The sequence below is a fragment of the Pseudoalteromonas sp. NFXS39 genome, assembly GCF_040148775.1.
GTDB lineage: Bacteria > Pseudomonadota > Gammaproteobacteria > Enterobacterales > Alteromonadaceae > Pseudoalteromonas > Pseudoalteromonas apostichopi.
The window spans coordinates 1-23,521 of record NZ_JAGDEC010000015.1 but is presented as its reverse complement, the minus strand read 5'-3'; the positions used below and the strand labels follow the sequence as shown (position 1 = coordinate 23,521).

The window sequence follows — 23,521 nt, the reverse complement described above, 5'->3', positions numbered from 1 at the left end:
GAATATAGTGCTCTAAAAAAAGTAAAAAATAATTAAAACCAAGTTTATATAACTAAAAGTTATACCAGGTGGTTTGTTTTGGCTTAAGACTTAGTTAACAAGGGATTGCGACGAGTTACAAGTAAATAAGTAGCCTTATGGTGATTAGTTATGATTTATAGCCGAATGATAAAAATTTGCTACTATAGGTCACTAATATGGCAACACAAATATAAGAGCTATGACTAAAATGCAAACAAGCGCTGCCCAAGCGGTGGCACTGATGGACTTAACAACTCTGAACGACAGCGACACAACAGAAACCATTAATAACTTGGTTGCCAGTATTGAGCCAAAGTTAGGTATTCCTGCTGCGGTCTGTGTATATAGCCAGTTTGTAAGCGACGCAAAGCTTGCACTCGCTGAGCGTGAACTACAGCAAGTCAAAGTAGCTACAGTTACTAACTTTCCTAGTGGGGAGCAATCGTTAGAACAAGTGATAAATGAAACGCTATTTGCTATTGAGCGCGGAGCTGATGAAATTGATTTAGTGATCCCCTATAAAGCACTAATCGCCGGTGATGAGCGCAAAGTTTTTGAGTATGTCAAAGCGTCAAAAGAGGCATGTAGCAATAAAGCGCAACTCAAAGTGATTATAGAAAGTGGCGAATTAAGCGATGATCTCATCTCAACGGCCACTAAACTGGCAATTGAAGGCGGTGCTGATTTCGTTAAAACTAGTACCGGTAAAGTGGCTGTTAATGCAACTCTAGCTGCAACAGATATCATGTTAAACACCATAAAAGCGAGTGGTAAAAAAATTGGTTTTAAGGCTGCGGGCGGAGTCAGAACAGTCACCGATGCTGCTGAGTATTTAGCCCTCGCTGAATCAATTATGGGTGAAGCGTACTTACAACCCGAGCTATTTCGTTTTGGCGCTTCTGGGTTATTAAAAGATGTGTATGCAACATTAAATGAATCGTGAAAGTGAACAAGAGAAAATAGCGCTCGAGCATGGCGCAGCAAAGCTGTTTTTACGCTGTTACGAAAAGCAGTTTGGCGTAAGTATGCGTAATATTTGGCATAACACACCGAGTAAGCCAGACGTGAGTTGTTATAAAGGTGATGAGCGGCTCGATATTGAAGTCGCCCATTTATATGCCAGTGAAACAGAAGCAATGGCGGTGTTAGGTAGGCCGCTGTCTATCTCAATGCAACGAGATCTCGCTGAAATGGCTTTAGCTCCAAGTAACGAGCGTCTGCACTGTGCTTTGCATCGGTTGTTGGCACAAAAAGCCAAGAAACATTACGAATCTACGCAGCCTTGGTTATTAATTCGAAATGCCAGTACTATATGGCATCTTGATGATTTTAAGTCAGTACTTACTCACCTTGATGTACCTAAACAACATCCATTTCAACAAATTTGGTTGTTATGTGATTTTTATCGTGGTGAGCTATTACAAATTTTATAATGGAATGAGATAACAAAAAATGAAATTTAAACGTTCAGGGACGCAAACACTTCTATCGAGTGTTTTTCCAAGTTTAGCATTAGCAGGTGTAGTTGCTGTATCGCTCACGGCGTGTACTAACCCAAGTACACCAGCGGGTGAAGAGGGTTACGTATTTGAAAAGCCGCGCGTGTTTGGTGAAGGCGGTTATCAAGGCACTATGATTGGCCCAGCTAACTACGGCATGTCACTTTGGCGTAATCAGGTGATTAATATAGACATGCGCCCGAACACCTATACTGAAGCATTTAAAATCTTAGCTAACGATGACTTAAACATTAGTTTTGATTTTCATGCGGTCATTTCAATAGAAAGCGGCTCTGTCAGAGCGGTGGTTGAACAATACGGTGGCGAAAATTGGTATCCGCGATTTGTTCGTGAAACATTTAGAACTTATGTGCGTGACATAGTCCAGCAATATGATAGCGGTGTGCTAAAAACCAATCGCGAGAAAATAGCTGCAGAAGTAACAGCCCGCTTAAAAGCGTATTTAGAACCAACGCCATTTAAACTCGCTAATGTTGTGGTGGGAAATATTAACTATCCGGCCATCGTTGCTAATGCCGTTGAGAAAAAATTAGCAGCACAACAATTACTTCCTGAAAAAGAAACGCAAAAAGAAATTGCACGAAAAGATGCTGAGATCCGTGTAGAAGAAGCAAAAGGTATTGCACAGGCGCAAAAAATTATTAATGCCACTTTGACGCCAAACTATCTACAACATGAAGCTATTAATGCGCAGTTAAAGATGGCTGAGTCACCTAACCATACAACAGTTTATATTCCTGTTGGTAACAATGGTGTACCACTGGTGAAAGGCACAAACTAAGGTTTTAAACAGCCAGTGCTGGTACTGGCTGTTAGTTTGCTTAATTAAATTTAAAAATACTGCCAAGGCTTTCTAAACTTGATTTGTTCGTTTTGGCAATACACCCTGAATCATCAAGAGATTTTTTAGTCGTCTCATCCGCAAGGCCTGTCACTTTCAGCTTATTTTCTTGCTGATACTCAGTGAGTGCAATCACCGTTGCTTCATCGTACTCTACGTCTTCTACTTCATATTCTTCGTAGTGAGGTTGCCTTTTTAAATAACCTAAACAAACCAAGTTCAATCGTGACATGGCTAAGTCTGTTTTTTCGTAGTAAGGCATTCTGTGAGTTGGAACATTAACCGATGCAACTGGCGCTTTAGCTGGTGCTGCAGCTGCGGTTACTTTTAGTGGTGCAGGTGCGGTATGGCCTGCTGCAATGGTGTTATCGCTATTATAGCGATAATAAGTTGTTGGTACTTTTGATTCCAAAAACTCAACGGCTTTGACGATGACTTCACGCAGTGCTTTTTCTTTTGGCGTGTTTGACCAGCTACTTAAGTTACCACCAACGAGTGCACCACCAAAATTGGTAGCAGCTGATGTAAAGTCAAAGTCTTTACTGCCACCCTCAACACTGGTAGCGGCTAAAATACGTGAAGTTCGCGTGTCGATTAAGCGCAAATCTATCGCCATGTGCGAACTTGAAAAACCCGCCGACACTGAGCTAAATACGTCACCGATAAAGCCACCACTGCCTACGCGGGTGCCCGAATTGTCATCATCGAATTCAGTAACAGCGGCAACTACGACAATTTCGGCACCTTCAATTTCACCATAAGCAGCACCTGAAGCTGCACTCACACGGCCTGATACAGCAAGGTCTTGTTCTGATAATACGGCATCAAGTGCTTGTCGTTCTAAGACAATAAAGCGATTGGTGCTAACTAATGCGGTTGTTAGTTGATCAGCCATACCTTCACCAATTTCTTTACGCCACCAACGTGAATCGTTTGATTTGTCAGTAAAGCGGGCAACAGCGATCCGAGCTTTTGGGCCATTGTATTGCTGCTGTGCCACTTCGTTTATATCTGGGCTATTGTTATTGCTTGTGGTGGTCGAAGTACTTTGGCATGCAGTCAGTGCCGCAGCAAGTAACGTAATCGAAATCGCTTTGTGTGTTTTGGTGAGCATATGACTTTCCTTAACTTATATCTCATGCAGTAAATAACGCCGCAATATGGGCTTTGTTGTTATTAATGTTTATATGGATAAGCTATAAAAATCAGTGTTTTATTGATAGCACTCAGACGAAAAGTTTATTCACTGATGCGAAATTCAACGCGTTTTTGATATTTTTCTCGGTACTGTTTTGGTGATAAGCCAACATAGCTCTTAAAGCTTCGCGCAAAATAGCTTTGCGAACTAAAGCCCGCTTGATCTGCTACTTTACCAATCGCTAAATGGCCATCGACTAGCTGTTTCTTTGCAAACTCTAAGCGAGTATTGCGTAAATAGTCAGAGGGAGTTTGTGAATACAAGGCTTTCATTTTTAGTTGCAGAGCACGGGAGCTTAAACATAAGGCTGAGGCTAATTGCTCAACCGAAAAGTTTTCATCTTGATAATGGGCTTGTACTACTTGCTTGAGTTTTTCAGTGAAGGAATAATCTTTATTTTGTACTGTTACAGCGGCTGTATCACTATTCAGAGGAGCTGCCAGTTGTGCTGTTAGATGCTGGTTTAAAATTTGTCTAAGATTAAGCAATCCTTTTACTCTGCTTACTAGTAAAGTGGGCTCAAAAGGTTTGCTCAAAAAGTCATCGGCTAATAAATCAAGTCCTTTCAAGCGGCTGTGGGTATCTGCTTTAGCTGAAAGTAATAACACCGGAATATGGCTGGTGGCCGGGTTTGCTCTGAGTGCTGCTAACAGTTGATAGCCATTCATATTCGGCATCATTACATCACTGATAATGAGCTCTGGTAGGTCTGATTGGCATAAATCAAGCGCTTGCTGACCATCAGCTGCACAGATGCAGTTAAATTCTGCATTAAACAAAGCAAGTAGTAGTTCGGCCATTTCCTTATTATCTTCAACAATCAGTAATGTTTGTTGTGAGTTGCGTAGTTGCGTAATGCTATTAACCTGATTTTCAGCACACTCAACCATAGGCAATGACACAGTAAAGCAACTTCCCTCAGCAATTTTACTGCTTACGCTGATAGACCCACCGTACTGCTCTACAAGTTGCTTTACTAAGCTCAGGCCAATACCACTGCCAGGCTCTGATGATGCTACGCGGGTAAAGCGCTGAAAAATCGACTGTTGATGTTCACTGGCAATACCCACACCTGTATCAGTAATTTTAAAAACCAGTTGTTGCTGCACTTCATCAAGTTGAATATCGACTTTACCGCCGTTAGGCGTGTACTTAAGCGCATTACTTATCAGGTTACTGAAAATAGAATGAGCATGTTCGGGAGCAAGGTTAATCTTACATGTTGTTGAGGTAGTATCATCAAAGCTAAATTGCAGTTGTTTTTGCTCAAACAGAGCACTGAAATCTGCCACTAAGTCTGTTAAAAAGGTTGTAATGGAATAAGGGCTAACAGTGTAAATAGCTGTACTAGGGCGTTGACTCAATTGTAAAAGTTGATTGATCAGTTCAAGTAAGCGTTGGCAGTTACGTTTAATACTAGCCAGTTGATTTTGAGCTTGGGGGTCTGTATTACTTCGCTGTAACTGGCTGATCGGGGCAAGTATTAAACTCAATGGTGTTTTTAGCTCATGGCTAATGTTATCTAAAAATTGATCTTTTAATTTGTTTAGCTCAATCTCGGTTTGTTTTTCTTGCTCTGCGAGTTTGCGTTTGTACAAGGAATTTAAAAGAAGCCAGGTCAGTGCTAAAGCACAAATAAAGTAAATAGCATAGGCTAATTTACTTTGCCACCAAGGAGGCACAACAGTTAATGTTAGTAGCTTTTTGCTGTCACTCCATTGCCCATATTGATCTTTCGCTTTTATTAATAATTTGTAGTTCCCAGCAGGGAGCTGAGGGTAATTAATTTGTCTAAGGGATGCATCTGTATATAAAAATTGTTCATCAAAGCCAGCAAGCTTGTAGCCGAATTGGTAGTGCTTTGGTGTCGATCCGTTTTTTAATGCACTAAATTTAAAGCCGATAACGCCAGCAGATTTTGCAAACGCAAATGTCTGAGTTGCACTCGCAAGGGTATTTGCTTGCTTATCGAAGTGATTACTCTTAATAACTCTGTTGTTTAATAATAATTCGGTTAAAACAGGGGTAGGGGGAGAGTGCGATAACTTTAGTTGCTCAGGATAAAAATGATTATAACCATTGATGCCACCAAAAAATAACTCGCCATCGTCTGCTTGAAAGCTCGCACCCAGTATAAAAGATTGGTGCTGAATGCCATCTTCTGGCAAAAACTGCTGCATTTGCTCTGTGGTGGGGTTATAGCGAGTGAGTCCGCCATTGGTTGCTAGCCAAAGCATACCTTGCTTATCGGCGAGAATGTCAAAAATGTTATCGTTCGCCAAACCTTGTTGCTCAGTAATTTGTTTCACCCTGAAGTTATGCTTATTAACTTGATTCAAGCCTTGCATGGTGCCAACCCAAACACTATCGCCATTCAATAATAAAGAGGTGACCATGTTATGGCTGAGCCCAGCTCCGTTAGAGCCTTGCTCATCTAATAAACTAAATTGCTTCGTAGTGATATCCAGTTTATTGAGCCCTGCTCGAGTGCCGACCCAAAGTGAGTGCTCATCACTATCGTAAGCAAGAGTAAATACGGTGTTATTGGCAAGACTGTTTTGAGAATCACTATGTTTATAGTGAGTAACTTTGCCTGATTTTGGCTCAAAGCGAGTTAACCCTTGGTTACTCCCAAGCCAAAGAGCACCAACTTTGTCGCTAGTTATTGCGTATACACGGTCACTGGCTAGCTGGTGGCTTTGCATAGTGAAGGCTTTAAATTCATCACGACTATCTAGATACTTAATTAAGCCACCACCGTAAGTACCTATCCATAACTGCTTGTTAGCATCTTCATGAAGGGCAAATATATTATTATTTGGCAGGGCATTTTTATAATGTTGGTAACCAAACGCTGTTTGACGGTTGAGTCCGTCACGGGTGCCAATCCATACCTCGCCATTGGCTCTTTTTATTATTGAGCGAACAAAATTATGACTTAGTGAATTTGGCTGTGAGGTTTGTAACTGATGAGAAAACTGCTGTTGCTTAGGATCATAGCGATGCACACCATAACCATCGGTGCCCAACCAAATAATGCCTTGTGAATCTTGATAAAGAGATAGGAGAAAGTCGCTAGTCAAGCCATTGGGGTTTTGCTTGTCATGGTCGTATCGAATGTATTGGTCTTGTAAGTCAGCACCTGCAGGTAAAAAGTATAGACCTCGCCCGTAGCTTGTAAGCCAAAGGTTTTGCTGTTGGTCAATAAGGCTGTCAGTGATCCAGACACCATTTAACTGTTCGATTTGCTCACTGGTTTGCGTAAGTAAATCTAGTGTATATAAGCCTTGCTTTGCACCAATAAGCAGTTTTTCATGATTCAACAATTTTAGATGCCAGAGCGGTGAAGTGATTTGAGTATGTTGAGTAAATTGCTCTGTGCTTGGGTTAAATGAAATAAGTCCCATATCAGTGGCAAGCCAGATGAGTTCATCGGTAATAACAATGTCCCGTACAAGCGGCAACTGCTGATCTATTTTGTATTGGAAATGTTCAAATTCTTGGTTTGATATATCAAAACGAGTTAACTTACCATGTTCGTGACCTAGCCAAAGAACATCACCTTTAGCCAGTACCATTGACCAAATTTTATCTTCACTTAGTCCTGCCTCATTAGAAGTCGAATAAACCTCAAATTGGCCAGTCTCAGGATTGAGTTTATTGAGTCCTTTGCTGGCGGTCGAAAACCACAGCTGATTATTACTGTCCTTGGCACAGCCTGTGATCCAATTTCCAGAAATACTTTTATTATTGCTGTTAGCTTTGAAGCGTTTAAATTCATAACCATCAAAGCGGTTCAAACCTCCCTGTGTGGCAAACCATAAAAAGCCTTGCTGATCAGTTATGCTGCAAGTGATAGAGTTTTGACTTAGACCTTGTTGGCTATTAAAAGTAGCTAGGTGTAACGAGCGAGCATTAGCCTGCTTACATATCAAGGTGACGAGGCATAACAGTACAATATTAAAAGAGAGTTTAAATGGCAGCACACTGATCCATGTAGTTTTTTAGTTCCTATATCGGGTTTATAATAAACTGCTTTTTAATCAATGTTAATATTGATTTTTAAACGAACTGATGAGATTTTAACTAATGGGTATCTTTTACTCTTGTGTTAATGAATTGCGTAAGTATAATAGGCATCCACTTTGCAGGGGCGTAGTTCCAATTGGTAGAACAGCGGTCTCCAAAACCGACGGTTGGGAGTTCGAATCTCTCCGCCCCTGCCACTTTTTAAACAATGTGTGTTGAGTCTGAATTTAAAAATCGGTTTAAACAAGTCAGTTTTTAAGTTTAGATTTTAATGGATTAACCCTGCCAGAGCGCAGGGTTGTTGTGTCTGTAGTTAAGGTAAAAATATTATGAGCACGAATGTAGAAACACCATCAAGTGCGATGGATTCAGTAAAGTGGATTGTAGCAATTGCGCTACTAGCAGGCGCAGTCGTTGGTAACCACATGTTTGCAGACCAATCTGTATTATTACGTGCTATTGGTGTAGTGGTTGCTGTTGCAGCTGGTTTAGGCATTGCCTCACTAACTGAAAAAGGTCGTACTTTTCTTGCGTTTGCAAAAGAGTCACGTATCGAAGTACGTAAAGTTGTGTGGCCAACTCGCCAAGAAACAACACATACGACATTAATTGTAATGGTTGCAACTGTGATTATGGCACTTATCCTTTGGGGATTAGATGGCATTTTGTTCCGCGCAGTAGGCTTTTTAACTGGATTGGAGATCTAATCCCATGTCGGATGAGAAGAACGAAAAGAAACTACGTTGGTACGTAGTGCAAGCTTTCTCTGGTTACGAGAAGCGTGTAGCACAAACTATTCTTGAGCACATCAAGATTGAAGGTTTGGAAGATAGTTTTGGTGAAGTATTAGTACCAACTGAAGAAGTTGTTGAGATGCGCGCTGGTCAAAAGCGTAAATCTGAGCGCAAATTCTTCCCAGGTTATGTACTAGTTCAAATGGACATGAACGATGCAAGCTGGCACTTAGTGAACAGCACAGCACGTGTTATGGGCTTCATTGGCGGTACGTCTGATCGTCCAGCTCCAATCAGCCAAAAAGAAGCTGATCGCATCTTGAACCGTCTGCAAGAGAACTCTGAAGCGCCTAAGCCTGCAACATTATTTGAACCAGGTGAAGTTGTTCGTGTTATCGATGGTCCATTTGCTGACTTCAGCGGTGTTGTGGAAGAAGTTGATTACGAGAAGAGCCGCGTAAAAGTGTCTGTTCTTATCTTCGGTCGTTCGACACCTGTTGACCTTGAATTCGGTCAAGTTGAGCAAGACAAGTAAGTAAGAAATTAAAGCTGCCAAAATTGTTTAATATTTTGGCAATAAGCTTGAAAAAGGCCGCTGATTAACTTATAATCAGCGGCCTTTTTGTGTTAGGGCAAGTTATAACTTGTTTTATCACTAAAAAGTGAGAACCAATTTTTAAACTGGGAAGCCGTTAGAGTACGCGTCCTCGCGCGCACAAGGCTATGACCCACCAAATGAGGTATTTATTATGGCTAAAAAAGTTGAAGCTATTATCAAGCTACAAGTTGCCGCTGGTATGGCTAACCCTAGTCCTCCAGTAGGTCCAGCACTAGGTCAACACGGTGTAAACATCATGGAATTCTGTAAAGCGTTCAACGCACGTACAGAGTCTATCGAAAAAGGCGCTCCAGTTCCTGTAGTGATCTCTGTTTACGGTGACCGTTCTTTCACGTTCGACATGAAAACTCCACCGGCTGCTTACTTACTTAAGAAAGCTGCAGGTATCAAATCAGGTTCTGGCCGTCCTAACACTGAAAAAGTGGGTACAGTAACTCGTGCTCAACTTGAAGAAATCGTTGAGACAAAACGACCTGACCTTACAGCGGCTGATATGGACGCTGCAGTTCGCACTATCGCAGGTTCTGCGCGTGCGATGGGCTTGAACGTAGAGGACTAAGATAATGGCAAAATTAACTAAACGTATGCGTACAATCCGCGAAAAAGTGGATGCGACTAAAGATTACGAAATCAACGAAGCAGTTGCTCTTTTAAAAGAGTTAGCGACAGCTAAATTCGTAGAAAGTGTTGACGTTGCTGTTAACCTTGGTATCGATGCTCGTAAATCTGACCAAAACGTACGTGGTGCAACTGTACTACCTAACGGTACTGGTCGTGAAGTTCGTGTTGCTGTATTCACACAAGGCGCTAACGCAGATGCTGCGAAAGAAGCTGGTGCTGAATTAGTGGGCATGGAAGATCTTGCTGAACAAGTTAAGAAAGGCGAGATGAACTTTGACGTTGTTGTTGCATCTCCAGACGCTATGCGTGTTGTTGGTCAACTAGGTCAAATCTTAGGTCCACGTGGTCTAATGCCAAACCCTAAAACTGGTACTGTAACGCCTAACGTTGCAGAAGCAGTTAAAAATGCGAAAGCAGGTCAAGTTCGTTACCGTAACGACAAGAACGGTATCATCCATACCACTATCGGTAAGGTTGATTTCACTGCTGAGCAACTTCAACAAAACCTTGAAGCTCTTATTGTTGCGCTTAAGAAGGCTAAACCTTCTCAAGCAAAAGGTACTTACGTGAAGAAAGTAACTATCTCTACAACAATGGGCGCAGGTGTTGCTGTTGACCAAAACTCTCTAAGCACAGTTGTTGCTTAATTAAGAGTTTACATGGCGCGAAATTTGAACTATAATTTTGCGCCATTTTGTTGAGAAAGTTAATTTCAAAACAAGTAAAGAATTCGGGTTGAAGTCCATAATTTCGTAATGCTCTCGGGTAAAAACGATAAATTGGGCTTCCGTCCAAGACCGTAGGCGGCTTCGGCCTTAATATTTTACCTACGTAGACGGTGTGAATCCCCAGATAGATTTTTCCTAATCTTCTGGCTCTCGCCGTAAAAAGCATCTCCATCTTAGATGGGGAAGAGTAGAACAGGGAAGCCAATTTCGGCAACCCATTAAACCAGGAGTAACACCCATGGCTTTAAATCTTCAAGGCAAAAAAGCAATTGTTGCTGAAGTCAACGAAGCAGCCACTGGTGCTCTTTCTGCAGTTGTTGCAGATTCTCGTGGTGTAACAGTTGGTGCTATCACTGCCCTTCGTAAAGAAGCTCGTGAAGCTGGTGTATGGATGAAAGTTGTTCGTAACACTTTAGCTAAACGTGCTATTGAAGGTACAGATTTTGAGTGCCTTTCTGACTCACTTGTTGGTCCAAGCTTAATCGCTTTCTCTTCAGAGCACCCAGGTGCTGCTGCGCGTATCTTCAAAGATTTCGCGAAGAAGAACGAGAAATTCGAAGTTAAGACGGCTGCATTTGAAGGTAACGTAGTAGACGCAGCTATGCTAGCAACTCTACCTACTTACGACGAAGCTGTTGCACGCTTAATGAGCGCTATGAAAGAAGCGTCTGCAGGTAAATTGTGTAAAACAATTGAAGCAGTACGTGTACAGAAAGAAGAGCAAGCTGCTTAATTTTAAGCTGTTTTTTTGTTCACTTTCGGTGTAATATTTTTTTTGGGCTATATTTAGTCCGTAATAATTAGGAAATTTGTAATGTCTGTAACTAAAGACCAAATCCTTGATGCTATTGCTGAAATGTCAGTAATGGACGTTGTTGCTCTAGTTGAAGCAATGGAAGAAAAATTCGGCGTAACTGCAGCAGCTGCTGTTGTTGCTGGTCCTGCTGCTGAAGCAGCTGAAGAAAAGACTGAGTTCGACGTAATCCTTACTGGCGCTGGCGCTAATAAGGTTGCAGCTATCAAAGCTGTACGTGGTGCTACTGGTCTTGGCCTTAAAGAAGCTAAAGCACTTGTTGAAGCAGCTCCTGCACCTATCAAAGAAGGTGTATCTAAAGAAGAAGCTGAAGCACTTGCAAAAGACCTTACTGAAGCTGGTGCTGAAGTTGAGGTTAAGTAATCTAGCTTACGCTAGGTTCGCTGCCTGAGTAATCAGGCAAGGGCTGGTGATTATTTAATCACCGGCCTTTTTGCGCTATGGAGCGATGCAATCCTGTAACGCAAATAAAATCTAATTTTCTCTTTACTTTCAAGTTGTTACCTTAATCGGTGTTGAAAGTGGCAGAGCAAAATAGAACAACAATTTAATGTTGTACATCTTGGCATAGATGCCAGTTAAGTCTGTTCTTACAAGAACAGGTCGGGTCAAAGATCAGCAAGCTGAGGAACCCCATGGCTTACTCTTATTCTGAAAAGAAACGTATCCGTAAGGATTTTGGTAAACGTCCACAAGTTTTGGATATACCTTTCTTACTGTCGACGCAGTTAGAATCGTTTAAAAAATTCTTAGTCCCTGACGCTGATGGCGATCACGGTTTGGAAGCTGCATTCCGTTCTGTGTTTCCTATCAAAAGCTACTCGGGAAATTCTGAGCTTCAATACGTAAGTTATCGTATTGGTGAGCCAGTATTCGATGTAAAAGAATGTCAAATTCGCGGTGTGACTTATTCTGCTCCACTTCGCGTAAAATTGCGTCTTGTGGTGATGGACAAAGAAGCACCAGGCACAGTTAAAGACATTAAAGAGCAAGAAGTTTACATGGGCGAAATTCCGCTCATGACTGATACCGGTACCTTTGTTATCAATGGTACAGAGCGTGTTATCGTTTCTCAGCTACACCGTAGCCCTGGTGTATTCTTTGATAACGACCGCGGTAAAACTCACTCGTCAGGTAAAGTGCTTTATAACGCGCGTGTAATTCCTTACCGTGGTTCATGGTTAGACTTCGAGTTTGATGCAAAAGATAACCTTTATGTACGTATTGACCGTCGTCGTAAATTACCGGCGTCAATCATCTTACGTGCACTAGAGTACTCAACGGATGAAATCCTAGAGATATTCTTCGATACAACTACGTTTGAAGTTACTGACGGTAAAGTTCTTATGGAACTTGTTCCTTCGCGCTTACGTGGTGAAACTGCCGCTTTTGATATCAAAGGCGAAGACGGTGAAGTCCTTGTTGAAGCGGGTCGTCGTATTACTGCGCGTCACATCAAGAACATCGAGAAAAAAGGTATTAACCAATTAGAAGTACCGCATGAGTACATCATTGGTCGTGTTGTAGCTAAAAACTATGTTGATGAGTCAACAGGTGAGATCATCGCAAACGCGAATGACGAGCTATCACTTGAGCTAATGGCTGAATTGGTTAAAGCAGGTCACACTAAGATTGATACTCTATATATCAACGAAGTTGACAGCGGCGCCTACATGTCAGATACATTACGTATCGACACAACAAGCAACCGTTTAGAAGCATTAGTAGAAATTTATCGCATGATGCGCCCAGGCGAGCCACCGACGAAAGACGCGGCTGAAGCCTTATTTGATAACTTGTTCTTCTCTGACGAGCGTTACGATTTATCAACAGTTGGTCGTATGAAGTTCAATAGCCGTGTAGGTTATGACTCAGATACTGGCCCTGGCACATTATCGAAAGAAGACATCGTAGCTGTTATGAAAGTGCTTATCGCTATTCGTAACGGTGTTGGCGATGTTGATGATATCGACCACTTAGGCAACCGTCGTATCCGTAGTGTTGGCGAAATGGCTGAGAACCAATTCCGCGTTGGTCTAGTACGTGTTGAGCGTGCTGTACGTGAGCGTTTAAGCTTAGGTGACCTTGACGCTGTAATGCCACAAGATCTTATTAACGCTAAGCCTATTTCGGCAGCGGTTAAAGAGTTCTTTGGTTCATCTCAGTTATCACAGTTCATGGACCAAAATAACCCGCTTTCAGAAGTAACGCATAAGCGTCGTATTTCTGCATTAGGTCCGGGTGGTTTAACACGTGAACGCGCTGGCTTCGAAGTTCGAGACGTTCACGTAACTCACTATGGTCGTGTATGTCCAATCGAAACGCCTGAGGGTCCAAACATCGGTCTAATTAACTCACTGTCTACGTACGCACGTACTAATGACTATGGTTTCTTAGAAACACCTTACCGTAAAGTGGTAAACGGTGTAGTTACTGATGAAGTAGATTACTTATCAGCCATTGAAGAAGGTCAGTTTGTTATCGCTCAGGCGAACTCAAACTTGAACGAAAACAATGAGTTTGTTGATGAACTAATTCCATGTCGTCACAAAGGTGAATCAACCTTTATGGGCAAAATGGACCAACAATATATGGACGTATCACCACAACAGGTGATCTCTGTAGCGGCAGCACTTATCCCGTTCCTAGAACACGATGATGCTAACCGTGCATTGATGGGTTCAAACATGCAACGTCAAGCCGTACCAACTCTAATCGCGGACAAACCGCTGGTAGGTACAGGTATCGAGCTTACACTAGCGAAAGACTCTGGTGTAACTATCGTTGCTAAGCGTGGTGGTGAAGTAATGTATGCGGATGCAAGCCGCATCGTTGTAAATGTACATGAAGATGAGCGTGTCCCTGGTGAAGCGGGCATCGATATTTACAACCTTACTAAATACACTCGCTCAAACCAAAATACATGTATTAACCAAAAACCAACTTGTATGGTTGGTGAGCCGGTAACACGTGGTGACGTATTAGCAGATGGTCCTTCGACTGACCTTGGTGACTTAGCACTTGGTCAAAACCTTCGCGTGGCATTCATGCCATGGAACGGTTATAACTTCGAGGATTCAATCCTACTATCAGAGCGCGTAGTTCAAGAAGATCGTCTAACGACTATCCACATTCAAGAACTACAATGTATCGCACGTGATACTAAATTAGGTCCAGAAGAGATCACAGCAGATATTCCTAACGTAGGTGAATCTGCACTAGGCAAGCTTGATGAGTCAGGCGTTGTTTATATCGGTGCTGAAGTTAAAGGCGGCGATATCCTAGTAGGTAAAGTGACTCCGAAAGGCGAAACGCAATTAACACCAGAAGAAAAGCTACTACGTGCTATCTTCGGTGAGAAAGCGTCAGACGTTAAAGACAGCTCTTTACGTGTACCAAACTCTGTAACTGGTACTGTAATCGACGTACAAGTTTTCACCCGTGACGGTGTTGAAAAAGATAAGCGTGCGTTAGAAGTTGAAGACATGCAGCTTCGCGAAGCGAAGAAAGACTTCAACGAAGAGTTCCGTATCTTAGAAGCAGGCGTATTAGAGCGTGCTCGTAAGTTACTTGTTGACGCTGGTCTGAACGCAGATTCAATTGCATCACTAAATGCTGAAAAGCTGCTTACTCAAAGCCTTGCTGAAGAAGATAAGCAAGCTGAACTTGAGCAACTAGCCGCTCAGTACGATGAGCTTAAAGCTGAATACGATAAGAAGTTTGAAAACAAACGTCGTAAGATCACTCAAGGTGACGACTTAGCACCAGGCGTACTTAAGATTGTTAAAGTATACCTAGCTGTTAAACGCCGTATCCAACCGGGTGATAAGATGGCGGGTCGTCACGGTAACAAAGGTGTTATCTCGACTATCGTACCAGTAGAAGATATGCCATACGATGACAAAGGTCGTACGGTAGACATCGTTCTGAACCCGCTAGGTGTACCATCACGTATGAACATCGGTCAGATCCTAGAAACTCATATGGGTCTTGCTGCACGTGGTGTGGGTGAGCGCTTAGAAGAAATGATGAAAGAGCAGCGTGAACTGCACGAAATCCGTAGCTTCGTTAAGAAAGTTTACGAATTAGGTGATTGTCGTCAGAAAGTCGATATCGACTCGTTCTCTGATGATGAAGTTCGTCGCTTAGCTGAAAACTTGAAAGGTGGTTTACCGATCGCAACTCCAGCCTTTGATGGTGCTCGTGAAAGCGAAATCAAAGACTTACTTGAGCTTGGTGGTTATCCAAGAAGCGGTCAAGTTACACTTTATGATGGCCGTACTGGCGATCAGTTCGAACGTCAAGTAACTGTTGGTTACATGTACATGTTGAAACTTAACCACTTGGTTGATGACAAGATGCACGCACGTTCAACTGGTTCTTACAGCCTTGTTACTCAGCAGCCGCTGGGTGGTAAAGCTCAGTTCGGTGGCCAGCGTTTCGGTGAGATGGAGGTGTGGGCACTAGAAGCTTACGGTGCTGCATATACTCTACAAGAAATGCTAACAGTGAAATCGGATGACGTGAACGGTCGTACTAAGATGTATAAGAACATCGTAGATGGTAACCATAAGATGGAACCAGGTATGCCAGAATCGTTCAACGTATTGTTGAAAGAAATCCGCTCACTGGGTATCAACATCGAGTTGGAAGAAAATTAAGCCATTTAGGTGCGGCGTAAGCCGCACCTGTTAGGCCGAATAGAATGTAGGGGCGATTGTTTCGCCCTCAAGATTAACCTCCGACAGGAGAGCTAAGGTGAAAGACTTACTTAAGTTTCTGAAGCAACAAAATAAGACCGAAGAATTCGATGCAATTCGCATTGGTCTTGCTTCGCCAGATATGGTTCGTTCATGGTCATACGGTGAAGTAAAGAAACCTGAGACAATCAACTACCGTACTTTCAAGCCTGAGCGCGACGGCTTATTCTGTGCCCGTATTTTCGGCCCAGTGAAAGATTATGAGTGTTTATGTGGTAAATATAAGCGCCTTAAGCACCGTGGTGTTATTTGTGAAAAGTGTGGCGTTGAAGTAACGCTAACTAAAGTGCGTCGTGACCGTATGGGTCATATTGAGCTTGCGAGCCCAGTTGCGCACATTTGGTTCTTAAAATCATTACCGTCACGTATCGGCTTAATGCTAGACATGACACTTCGTGACATCGAGCGCGTACTTTACTTCGAATCATTCGTAGTAACTGAGCCTGGTATGACAACGCTTGAGCGTGGTCAGCTTTTAGGTGAAGAAGAGTACTTAGATGCACTTGAAGAGCACGGTGATGAGTTTGAAGCGAAGATGGGTGCTGAAGCAGTATTAGACTTGCTTCGTGAACTTGATCTTGGCCAATTAATTGCTGAAATGCGTGAAGAGTTACCAACAATTAACTCTGAAACTAAGCGTAAGAAGATCACTAAACGTCTTAAATTAATGGAATCTTTCCACCAATCAGGTAACAACCCTGAGTGGATGATCATGACAGTACTTCCAGTACTTCCGCCTGATCTACGTCCATTAGTACCACTAGACGGTGGTCGTTTTGCGACTTCTGATCTGAATGACCTTTACCGTCGTGTTATTAACCGTAATAACCGTCTTAAACGTCTATTAGATCTAGCAGCACCAGACATTATCGTACGCAACGAAAAACGTATGTTACAAGAAGCGGTAGATGCGCTACTTGATAACGGTCGTCGCGGTCGTGCGATTACAGGTTCTAACAAACGTCCTCTGAAATCGCTTGCTGATATGATCAAAGGTAAGCAAGGTCGTTTCCGTCAGAACTTACTTGGTAAACGTGTAGATTACTCTGGCCGTTCTGTAATCACAGTAGGTCCTACGCTTAAACTACACCAGTGTGGTCTTCCTAAGAAGATGGCACTTGAGCTATTCAAACCATTTATCTACGGTAAGCTAGAGCGTCGCGGCATGGCTACGACTATCAAAGCTGCTAAGAAGATGGTTGAGCGTGAAGTAGCAGAAGTATGGGATGTATTAGACGAAGTAATTCGTGAGCATCCAGTATTACTGAACCGTGCACCAACACTTCACCGTTTGGGTATCCAAGCGTTCGAACCTGTGCTTATCGAAGGTAAAGCGATTCATTTACACCCATTAGTTTGTGCGGCATACAACGCTGACTTCGATGGTGACCAAATGGCGGTACACGTACCGTTAACGCTTGAAGCACAATTAGAAGCACGTGCTCTAATGATGTCTACTAACAACATCCTATCTCCAGCGAATGGTGAGCCAATCATCGTTCCTTCACAGGACGTTGTATTAGGTCTTTACTACATGACTCGTGATCGCATCAATGCGAAAGGCGAAGGTATTGTATTTAAAGATCCTAAAGAAGCTGAAAAAGCATACCGCAGCGGTAACGCTGAGTTACATGCACGCGTAAAAGTACGTATCAGCGAGACAATCAGTAATGAAGATGGTGAAACAGTTGAGCAAGTATCTATTGTTGAAACAACAGTAGGTCGTGCGATCCTTTCACTAATCCTACCTAAAGGCATGCCGTTTGAGTTAATCAACCAAGCCCTAGGTAAGAAACAAATTTCTGGCTTATTAAACGAGTGTTACCGTCGTCTAGGTCTTAAAGATACAGTTATCTTTGCTGACCAAGTAATGTACACCGGTTTCCACTACGCAATGAAGTCAGGTGTTTCAATCGGTATCGATGACTTAGTTATCCCACCGGTTAAAGCAGAAATCATTGAATCAGCGGAAGCTGAAGTAACTGAAATCAACCAACAATTCCAATCAGGTCTTGTAACGGCTGGTGAAAAGTACAATAAAGTTATCGATATCTGGTCACGTGTAAATGAAAACTTATCACGTGAGATGATGGCGAACTTATCAAAAGACACTGTAATCAACGCTAAAGGCGAAGAAGAAGAGCAATCTTCATTCAACTCAGTGTTTATGATGGCAGACTCAGGTGCACGTGGTAGCGCCGCTCAGATCCGTCAGTTAGCGGGTATGCGTGGTCTAATGGCACGTCCAGATGGTTCAATCATCGAGACACCAATCACGGCGAACTTCCGTGAAGGTCTAAACGTACTACAGTACTTCATCTCAACGCACGGTGCGCGTAAAGGTCTTGCCGATACAGCACTTAAAACAGCAAACTCGGGTTACTTAACGCGTCGTCTAGTAGACGTTGCACAAGATTTAGTAATCAATGAAGACGATTGTGGCACAGAAGATGGCTTAACAATGAAACCGCTTATCGAGGGTGGTGACGTTGTAGAAGCGCTTCGCGAACGTGTTCTTGGTCGTGTTGTTGCTGAAGATGTATTAATTCCAAATACTAACGAAGTACTTGTTGAGCGTAATATCATGCTTGACGAAAAACTGTGTGACCTTCTAGAAGAGCATTCAGTAGATGAAGTACGCGTTCGTTCAGTAATCACTTGTGATAATGACTTTGGTGTATGTGCTAAGTGTTACGGTCGTGACCTTGCACGTGGCCACATCATTAATCCAGGTGAGTCAGTAGGTGTTATCGCGGCGCAATCAATCGGTGAGCCGGGTACACAGCTTACGATGCGTACCTTCCACATCGGTGGTGCAGCATCTCGAGCGTCTGCTGAAAACAGTGTACAAGTTAAAACTAACGGTACATTGAAGTTACACAACGCGAAGTACGTATTAAACACAGACGGTAAGATTGTTATCACGTCTCGTTCAACAGAGATCACTATCATCGATAGCTTTGGTCGTGAGAAAGAGCGTTATAAAGTACCTTACGGTGCGGTGTTATCTGTACAAGATAATGCAGAAGTTCAAGGTAACGATATCGTTGCAACTTGGGATCCGCATAGTCACCCAATCGTTCTTGAGCATAAGTCAAAAATCTCGTTCAGCGACATTGATGACTCAAATACCGAAGCACAAACAGATGAGTTAACTGGTTTAACTCGTGTGGTTGTTAAAGACTTAGGTAAAGCAAATGCGAAAGAACCTAAACTAATCATCGAAAGCGATGAGCGTGGTCTGCAAGAAACACGTCTACCTTCATTCACAACGATTGAAGTAACCGACGGTGCAACTGCAAACCCAGGTGACGTACTTGCACGTATTCCGCAAGAAGGTTCGAAGACTCGTGATATCACGGGTGGTCTACCTCGCGTAGCTGACTTATTCGAAGCACGTAAACCGAAAGATCCTGCAATCCTTGCAGAAATCACAGGTACTATCAGCTTCGGTAAAGAAACAAAAGGTAAGAAGCGTCTTGTAATCACTCCAGCTGAGGGTGACGCATACGAAGAGATGATTCCTAAATGGCGTCAACTTAACGTGTTCGAAGGTGAGCAAGTGTCTAAAGGTGAGGTTATCGCCGATGGTCCAGAGTCACCACATGACATCTTACGCTTACGTGGTGTAACTCATGTAGCTAACTACATCGTTAACGAAGTGCAAGAGGTTTACCGCTTGCAGGGCGTTAAGATCAATGACAAGCACATTGAGACAATTATTCGTCAGATGCTACGTAAATGTATCATCCTTGACGGCGGTGACACTGAGTTCTTAGCCGGTGAACAAGTTGAAGTGGCACGCGTTAACATCGCGAACCGTGAACTTGAGAAACAAGGTAAGATCCCAGCGAAGTTTGAAATCCAGTTAATGGGTATCACTAAAGCGTCACTTGCAACAGAATCTTTCATTTCTGCAGCATCATTCCAGGAGACAACTCGTGTCCTAACTGAAGCAGCTGTAAATGGTAAGAGCGATGAACTTCGTGGTCTGAAAGAGAACGTAATCGTGGGTCGTCTGATCCCAGCTGGTACAGGCTTTGCGTATCACCAAGACCGTTTGAATCGTCGCAAGCAAGGTGAAATCGTTGAAGAGCAAACAGTAAGTGCTGAAGAGGCGACTCAAGCACTAACTGACGCACTTAACGCAGATATCTCTGGAAACCAATAATCTCAGCTTAATCAATAGATTAAGAAATCGTAAGGCAGTTATCTTCTGCCTTACGATGAGTTAAGGTTGACAGGTTAAACTTTGCTCATTAAAATTCCGCCACCCATTTGCCTGCACGTTTTGTAACGAGCATGTAAACAGGGCGGATTTTTTTATTTTTTCAGTAGTAATTTTAATTTCAGGAGCTATTTAAATGGCAACTATTAACCAGCTAGTGCGTAAGCCACGTCGTAGCAAAGTTACTAAAAGTAACTCAGCTGCACTTAAAGCTTGTCCGCAAAAGCGTGGTGTATGTACTCGTGTATATACAACTACACCTAAGAAACCAAACTCTGCATTACGTAAAGTAGCGCGTGTTCGTTTAACTAACGGTTTCGAAGTAACATCTTACATCGGTGGTGAAGGCCACAACTTACAAGAGCACAGTGTAATCCTTATCCGTGGTGGTCGTGTTAAAGACTTACCTGGTGTGCGTTTCCACACTGTACGTGGTGCACTTGACTGTGCAGGCGTTAGCGACCGTCGTCAAGCTCGTTCTAAATACGGTGCTAAACGCCCTAAGGGCTAATGGTTCTCCGTTAGTAAGGCCAAGCACTAAATTTTTAAATTAATTGTTTTGGGTATTGACTCTAAAAGAGCAAACCTGAAGATACCGGAGATACAAAATGCCTAGAAGACGCGTAATAGGTCAACGTAAAATTCTTCCAGATCCTAAGTTCGGATCGGAACTTCTTGCTAAATTCGTTAACGTAGTAATGTTAGACGGCAAGAAATCTACTGCTGAAAAAATCGTTTATGGTGCGTTAGACGTGGCTGCTGAGAAATCAGGCAAGTCGCACCTTGAAATCTTTGAAGCTGCACTTGAAAACGTTCGCCCACAGGTAGAGGTTAAATCTCGCCGTGTTGGTGGTTCAACGTACCAAGTACCAGTTGAAGTACGTCCAGTACGTCGCAACGCATTAGGTATGCGTTGGTTAGTAGACGCTGCACGTAAGCGTGGCGAAAAATCTATGGGCTTACGTTTAGCTCAAGAAATCGTTGACGCTGCTGACAACAAAGGCACTGCGGTTAAGAAACGTGAAGACGTTCACCGTATGGCTGAAGCGAATAAAGCATTCGCTCATTACCGTTGGTAATCTGCCCTTAACCTTTAAGAGGATCATATGGCACGTACAACTCCACTTGAGCGCTATCGCAATATCGGTATTTGCGCTCACGTAGATGCAGGTAAAACCACCACAACAGAACGTGTTCTGTTCTACACAGGTCTTTCTCATAAGATCGGTGAAGTACATGATGGTGCTGCAACTATGGATTGGATGGAGCAGGAACAAGAGCGTGGTATCACAATCACTTCTGCTGCAACAACGTGTTTCTGGAAAGGGATGGACGCTCAATTTGACGACCATCGCATCAATATCATTGATACTCCAGGACACGTAGATTTCACTATCGAAGTAGAGCGTTCTTTACGCGTACTAGATGGTGCGGTAGTTGTTCTTTGTGCTTCATCTGGTGTACAGCCGCAAACTGAGACAGTTTGGCGTCAAGCGAACAAATACGAAGTTCCTCGCATGATCTTCGTAAATAAAATGGATCGCACTGGCGCTGACTTCTTAACTGTTGTGGACCAGGTGAAATCTCGTCTTGGAGCAACGCCTGTTCCAATTCAGCTACCAATTGGTGCTGAAGACGACTTTAAAGGTGTTATTGACCTTATTAAGATGAAAGCCATTAACTGGAATGCCGAAGATCAAGGCATGACTTTCTCTTATGAGGCCATTCCGGCAGAGCTTCTGGAGCTTGCAGAAGAATGGCGTTCTCACATGGTTGAGAGCGCTGCTGAAGCATCAGAAGAACTAATGGACAAATATCTAGAAGGTGAAGACCTGACTGAAGCTGAAATTAAAGCAGCTTTACGTCAGCGCACATTAGCTAACGAAATTGTTCCAATGACGTGTGGTAGTGCATTTAAGAATAAGGGCGTTCAAGCTGTGCTTGATGCTGTTATCGAATATATGCCTGCTCCAACACAAGTGAAACAAATCCAAGGTATCGTTGAAGATGGTACTGAGGAAGAACGTCCTGCTGATGACAACGCACCGTTTGCCGCACTTGCTTTTAAGATTGCGACAGACCCGTTCGTTGGCACCTTGACCTTCTTCCGTGTTTACTCTGGTACTGTTAAACAGGGTGACGCGGTATACAACCCAGTTAAAAGTAAGCGTGAGCGACTTGGTCGTATCGTTCAGATGCATTCAAACTCACGTGAAGAGATCAAAGTAGTCTACGCAGGCGACATCGCAGCGGCTATTGGTCTTAAAGACGTAACAACAGGTGAGACACTGTGTGATCCGAACTCAGTCATTACGCTTGAGCGTATGGAGTTCCCTGAGCCAGTTATCTCTGTTGCGGTAGAGCCTCGCACAGTAGCTGACCAAGATAAGATGGGAATCGCGCTAGGTAAACTAGCGGCAGAAGATCCATCTTTCCGAGTACAAACTGACGAAGAATCAGGCCAGACTATTATTTCTGGCATGGGTGAACTTCACCTTGATATCATTGTCGACCGTATGAAGCGTGAATTCAGTGTTGAATGTAACGTTGGTAAGCCACAGGTAGCATACCGTGAAGCTATCCGTTCAGCTGTTGAAGTTGAAGGGAAGTTCGTACGTCAATCAGGTGGTCGTGGTCAATATGGTCACGTCTGGCTTAAACTTGAACCGATGGATATTTCGGAAGATGATGCGCCAATTTATGAGTTCGTTAACGAAATCGTTGGTGGTTCTGTTCCTAAAGAATACATCCCTGCGGTAGACAAAGGTATCCAAGAGCAAATGACTCAAGGTGTACTGGCAGGCTACCCATTACTTGGCGTTAAAGCGACTCTGTTTGATGGTTCATTCCATGATGTAGATTCGAATGAAATGGCATTTAAGATTGCAGGTTCAATGGCGATGAAGAAAGGTGCGCTTGAAGCAAACCCAGCTCTTCTAGAACCAGTAATGAAGGTTGAAGTTATCACTCCTGAAGAAAACATGGGTGATGTAGTTGGTGACTTAAACCGTCGCCGCGGCATGATCGAAGGCATGGAAGAAGCATTCGGTGGTCTTAAGCAAATTAATGCGCAAGTACCACTTTCTGAAATGTTTGGTTATGCAACTGATCTGCGATCTGCAACACAAGGCCGTGCATCATACTCTATGGAGTTTTTGAAGTATGCAGAAGCCTCTAAGAATGTTGCAGATGCAATAATTGCAGCTCGCGCTGTTATATGATTTAGCTTGTCTGGCCCAATAGTGGGTCAGGCGTTAATTTCTTTATAGGAATTTTTTAAGATGGCAAAAGAAAAGTTTGAACGCGTAAAACCGCACGTAAACGTTGGTACAATCGGCCACGTTGACCACGGTAAAACAACTCTAACAGCAGCAATCACAAACGTACTTGCAAAAGTATACGGTGGTG

At 43.0% G+C, this 23,521-nt stretch carries 17 protein-coding genes and 1 tRNA gene; 16 read left to right on the top strand and 2 right to left on the bottom strand.

Annotated features, from left to right (window positions below; translation table 11 throughout):
* The first annotated feature begins 220 nt into the window (after nucleotides 1-220).
* From deoC to J3455_RS19330, 3 genes are read left to right on the top strand one after another with little or no spacing between them, the layout of a single operon-like run.
* Nucleotides 221-964, top strand: a complete 744-nt coding sequence (gene deoC / locus J3455_RS19340) for a deoxyribose-phosphate aldolase (protein WP_167659195.1) — start codon at nucleotides 221-223, stop codon at nucleotides 962-964.
* A complete protein-coding gene (locus J3455_RS19335; RefSeq protein ID WP_054554823.1) occupies nucleotides 954-1,454 on the top strand; it encodes a hypothetical protein in 501 nt (166 codons plus the stop codon). Before deoC ends, J3455_RS19335 begins: the two co-directional genes overlap by 11 nt.
* Before the next feature lie 19 nt (nucleotides 1,455-1,473).
* Nucleotides 1,474-2,322, top strand: coding sequence for an SPFH domain-containing protein (locus J3455_RS19330; RefSeq protein ID WP_349562213.1), 849 nt, complete (start codon nucleotides 1,474-1,476; stop codon nucleotides 2,320-2,322).
* A 40-nt stretch (nucleotides 2,323-2,362) separates the two neighbouring features.
* Here J3455_RS19330 and J3455_RS19325 read toward each other — a convergent pair whose 3' ends face one another.
* Together J3455_RS19325 and J3455_RS19320 are read right to left on the bottom strand one after the other, a co-directional pair.
* Nucleotides 2,363-3,496 carry a CsgG/HfaB family protein gene (locus tag J3455_RS19325; protein ID WP_167659196.1) on the bottom strand — a complete coding sequence of 378 codons (1,134 nt, stop codon included), beginning with the start codon at nucleotides 3,494-3,496 and terminating at the stop codon, nucleotides 2,363-2,365.
* Nucleotides 3,497-3,621: 125 nt separating this feature from the next.
* Nucleotides 3,622-7,566, bottom strand: a complete 3,945-nt coding sequence (locus J3455_RS19320; protein ID WP_349562210.1) for a two-component regulator propeller domain-containing protein — start codon at nucleotides 7,564-7,566, stop codon at nucleotides 3,622-3,624.
* Between the two features lie 163 nt (nucleotides 7,567-7,729).
* Between J3455_RS19320 and J3455_RS19315 the strand changes: the two genes are divergently transcribed.
* The 13 genes from J3455_RS19315 to J3455_RS19255 form a co-directional block, all read left to right on the top strand.
* Nucleotides 7,730-7,806, top strand: a tRNA-Trp gene (locus J3455_RS19315).
* A gap of 132 nt (nucleotides 7,807-7,938) precedes the next feature.
* Nucleotides 7,939-8,316 (top strand): preprotein translocase subunit SecE, encoded by a 378-nt coding sequence (gene secE, locus J3455_RS19310; protein ID WP_130049901.1) that lies wholly within the window; start codon nucleotides 7,939-7,941, stop codon nucleotides 8,314-8,316.
* A gap of 4 nt (nucleotides 8,317-8,320) precedes the next feature.
* The gene (gene nusG, locus J3455_RS19305; protein ID WP_054554826.1) at nucleotides 8,321-8,878 is read left to right on the top strand and encodes a transcription termination/antitermination protein NusG; all 558 of its coding nucleotides are present in this window, start codon (nucleotides 8,321-8,323) and stop codon (nucleotides 8,876-8,878) included.
* A gap of 214 nt (nucleotides 8,879-9,092) precedes the next feature.
* Entirely contained in the window at nucleotides 9,093-9,521 is a 429-nt protein-coding gene (gene rplK / locus J3455_RS19300; protein ID WP_054554827.1) for a 50S ribosomal protein L11, read from the top strand.
* Nucleotides 9,522-9,525: 4 nt separating this feature from the next.
* Nucleotides 9,526-10,230, top strand: a complete 705-nt coding sequence (rplA, locus tag J3455_RS19295; protein ID WP_062568393.1) for a 50S ribosomal protein L1 — start codon at nucleotides 9,526-9,528, stop codon at nucleotides 10,228-10,230.
* A 319-nt stretch (nucleotides 10,231-10,549) separates the two neighbouring features.
* Complete coding sequence (gene rplJ / locus J3455_RS19290) at nucleotides 10,550-11,044, top strand: 50S ribosomal protein L10 (protein WP_130049900.1); 495 nt, start codon at nucleotides 10,550-10,552, stop codon at nucleotides 11,042-11,044.
* An 81-nt stretch (nucleotides 11,045-11,125) separates the two neighbouring features.
* Nucleotides 11,126-11,488 (top strand): 50S ribosomal protein L7/L12, encoded by a 363-nt coding sequence (gene rplL / locus J3455_RS19285; protein WP_054554830.1) that lies wholly within the window; start codon nucleotides 11,126-11,128, stop codon nucleotides 11,486-11,488.
* 272 nt (nucleotides 11,489-11,760) lie between these two features.
* The gene (gene rpoB / locus J3455_RS19280) at nucleotides 11,761-15,786 is read left to right on the top strand and encodes a DNA-directed RNA polymerase subunit beta (protein ID WP_167659199.1); all 4,026 of its coding nucleotides are present in this window, start codon (nucleotides 11,761-11,763) and stop codon (nucleotides 15,784-15,786) included.
* A gap of 97 nt (nucleotides 15,787-15,883) precedes the next feature.
* Nucleotides 15,884-20,056, top strand: coding sequence for a DNA-directed RNA polymerase subunit beta' (gene rpoC, locus J3455_RS19275; RefSeq protein WP_130049898.1), 4,173 nt, complete (start codon nucleotides 15,884-15,886; stop codon nucleotides 20,054-20,056).
* A gap of 193 nt (nucleotides 20,057-20,249) precedes the next feature.
* Nucleotides 20,250-20,624, top strand: a complete 375-nt coding sequence (gene rpsL, locus J3455_RS19270; RefSeq protein WP_002958885.1) for a 30S ribosomal protein S12 — start codon at nucleotides 20,250-20,252, stop codon at nucleotides 20,622-20,624.
* Nucleotides 20,625-20,721: 97 nt separating this feature from the next.
* Entirely contained in the window at nucleotides 20,722-21,192 is a 471-nt protein-coding gene (rpsG, locus tag J3455_RS19265; RefSeq protein ID WP_054554834.1) for a 30S ribosomal protein S7, read from the top strand.
* Between the two features lie 27 nt (nucleotides 21,193-21,219).
* Entirely contained in the window at nucleotides 21,220-23,334 is a 2,115-nt protein-coding gene (gene fusA, locus J3455_RS19260) for an elongation factor G (protein WP_130049897.1), read from the top strand.
* A gap of 60 nt (nucleotides 23,335-23,394) precedes the next feature.
* Nucleotides 23,395-23,521, top strand: a 127-nt coding sequence (locus tag J3455_RS19255) for a GTP-binding protein (RefSeq protein ID WP_033023824.1), incomplete at its 3' end; no start/stop codon positions are given.

Coding starts and splice junctions, on each gene's coding strand:
- fusA (WP_130049897.1), top strand. CDS start 21,220: ATGGCACGTACAACTCCACTTGAGCGCTATCGCAATATCGGTATTTGC.
- rplJ (WP_130049900.1), top strand. CDS start 10,550: ATGGCTTTAAATCTTCAAGGCAAAAAAGCAATTGTTGCTGAAGTCAAC.
- rpoB (WP_167659199.1), top strand. CDS start 11,761: ATGGCTTACTCTTATTCTGAAAAGAAACGTATCCGTAAGGATTTTGGT.
- J3455_RS19325 (WP_167659196.1), bottom strand. CDS start 3,496: ATGCTCACCAAAACACACAAAGCGATTTCGATTACGTTACTTGCTGCG.
- deoC (WP_167659195.1), top strand. CDS start 221: ATGACTAAAATGCAAACAAGCGCTGCCCAAGCGGTGGCACTGATGGAC.
- J3455_RS19330 (WP_349562213.1), top strand. CDS start 1,474: ATGAAATTTAAACGTTCAGGGACGCAAACACTTCTATCGAGTGTTTTT.
- secE (WP_130049901.1), top strand. CDS start 7,939: ATGAGCACGAATGTAGAAACACCATCAAGTGCGATGGATTCAGTAAAG.
- rpsL (WP_002958885.1), top strand. CDS start 20,250: ATGGCAACTATTAACCAGCTAGTGCGTAAGCCACGTCGTAGCAAAGTT.
- rplK (WP_054554827.1), top strand. CDS start 9,093: ATGGCTAAAAAAGTTGAAGCTATTATCAAGCTACAAGTTGCCGCTGGT.
- nusG (WP_054554826.1), top strand. CDS start 8,321: ATGTCGGATGAGAAGAACGAAAAGAAACTACGTTGGTACGTAGTGCAA.
- J3455_RS19335 (WP_054554823.1), top strand. CDS start 954: ATGAATCGTGAAAGTGAACAAGAGAAAATAGCGCTCGAGCATGGCGCA.
- rpsG (WP_054554834.1), top strand. CDS start 20,722: ATGCCTAGAAGACGCGTAATAGGTCAACGTAAAATTCTTCCAGATCCT.
- rplA (WP_062568393.1), top strand. CDS start 9,526: ATGGCAAAATTAACTAAACGTATGCGTACAATCCGCGAAAAAGTGGAT.
- rplL (WP_054554830.1), top strand. CDS start 11,126: ATGTCTGTAACTAAAGACCAAATCCTTGATGCTATTGCTGAAATGTCA.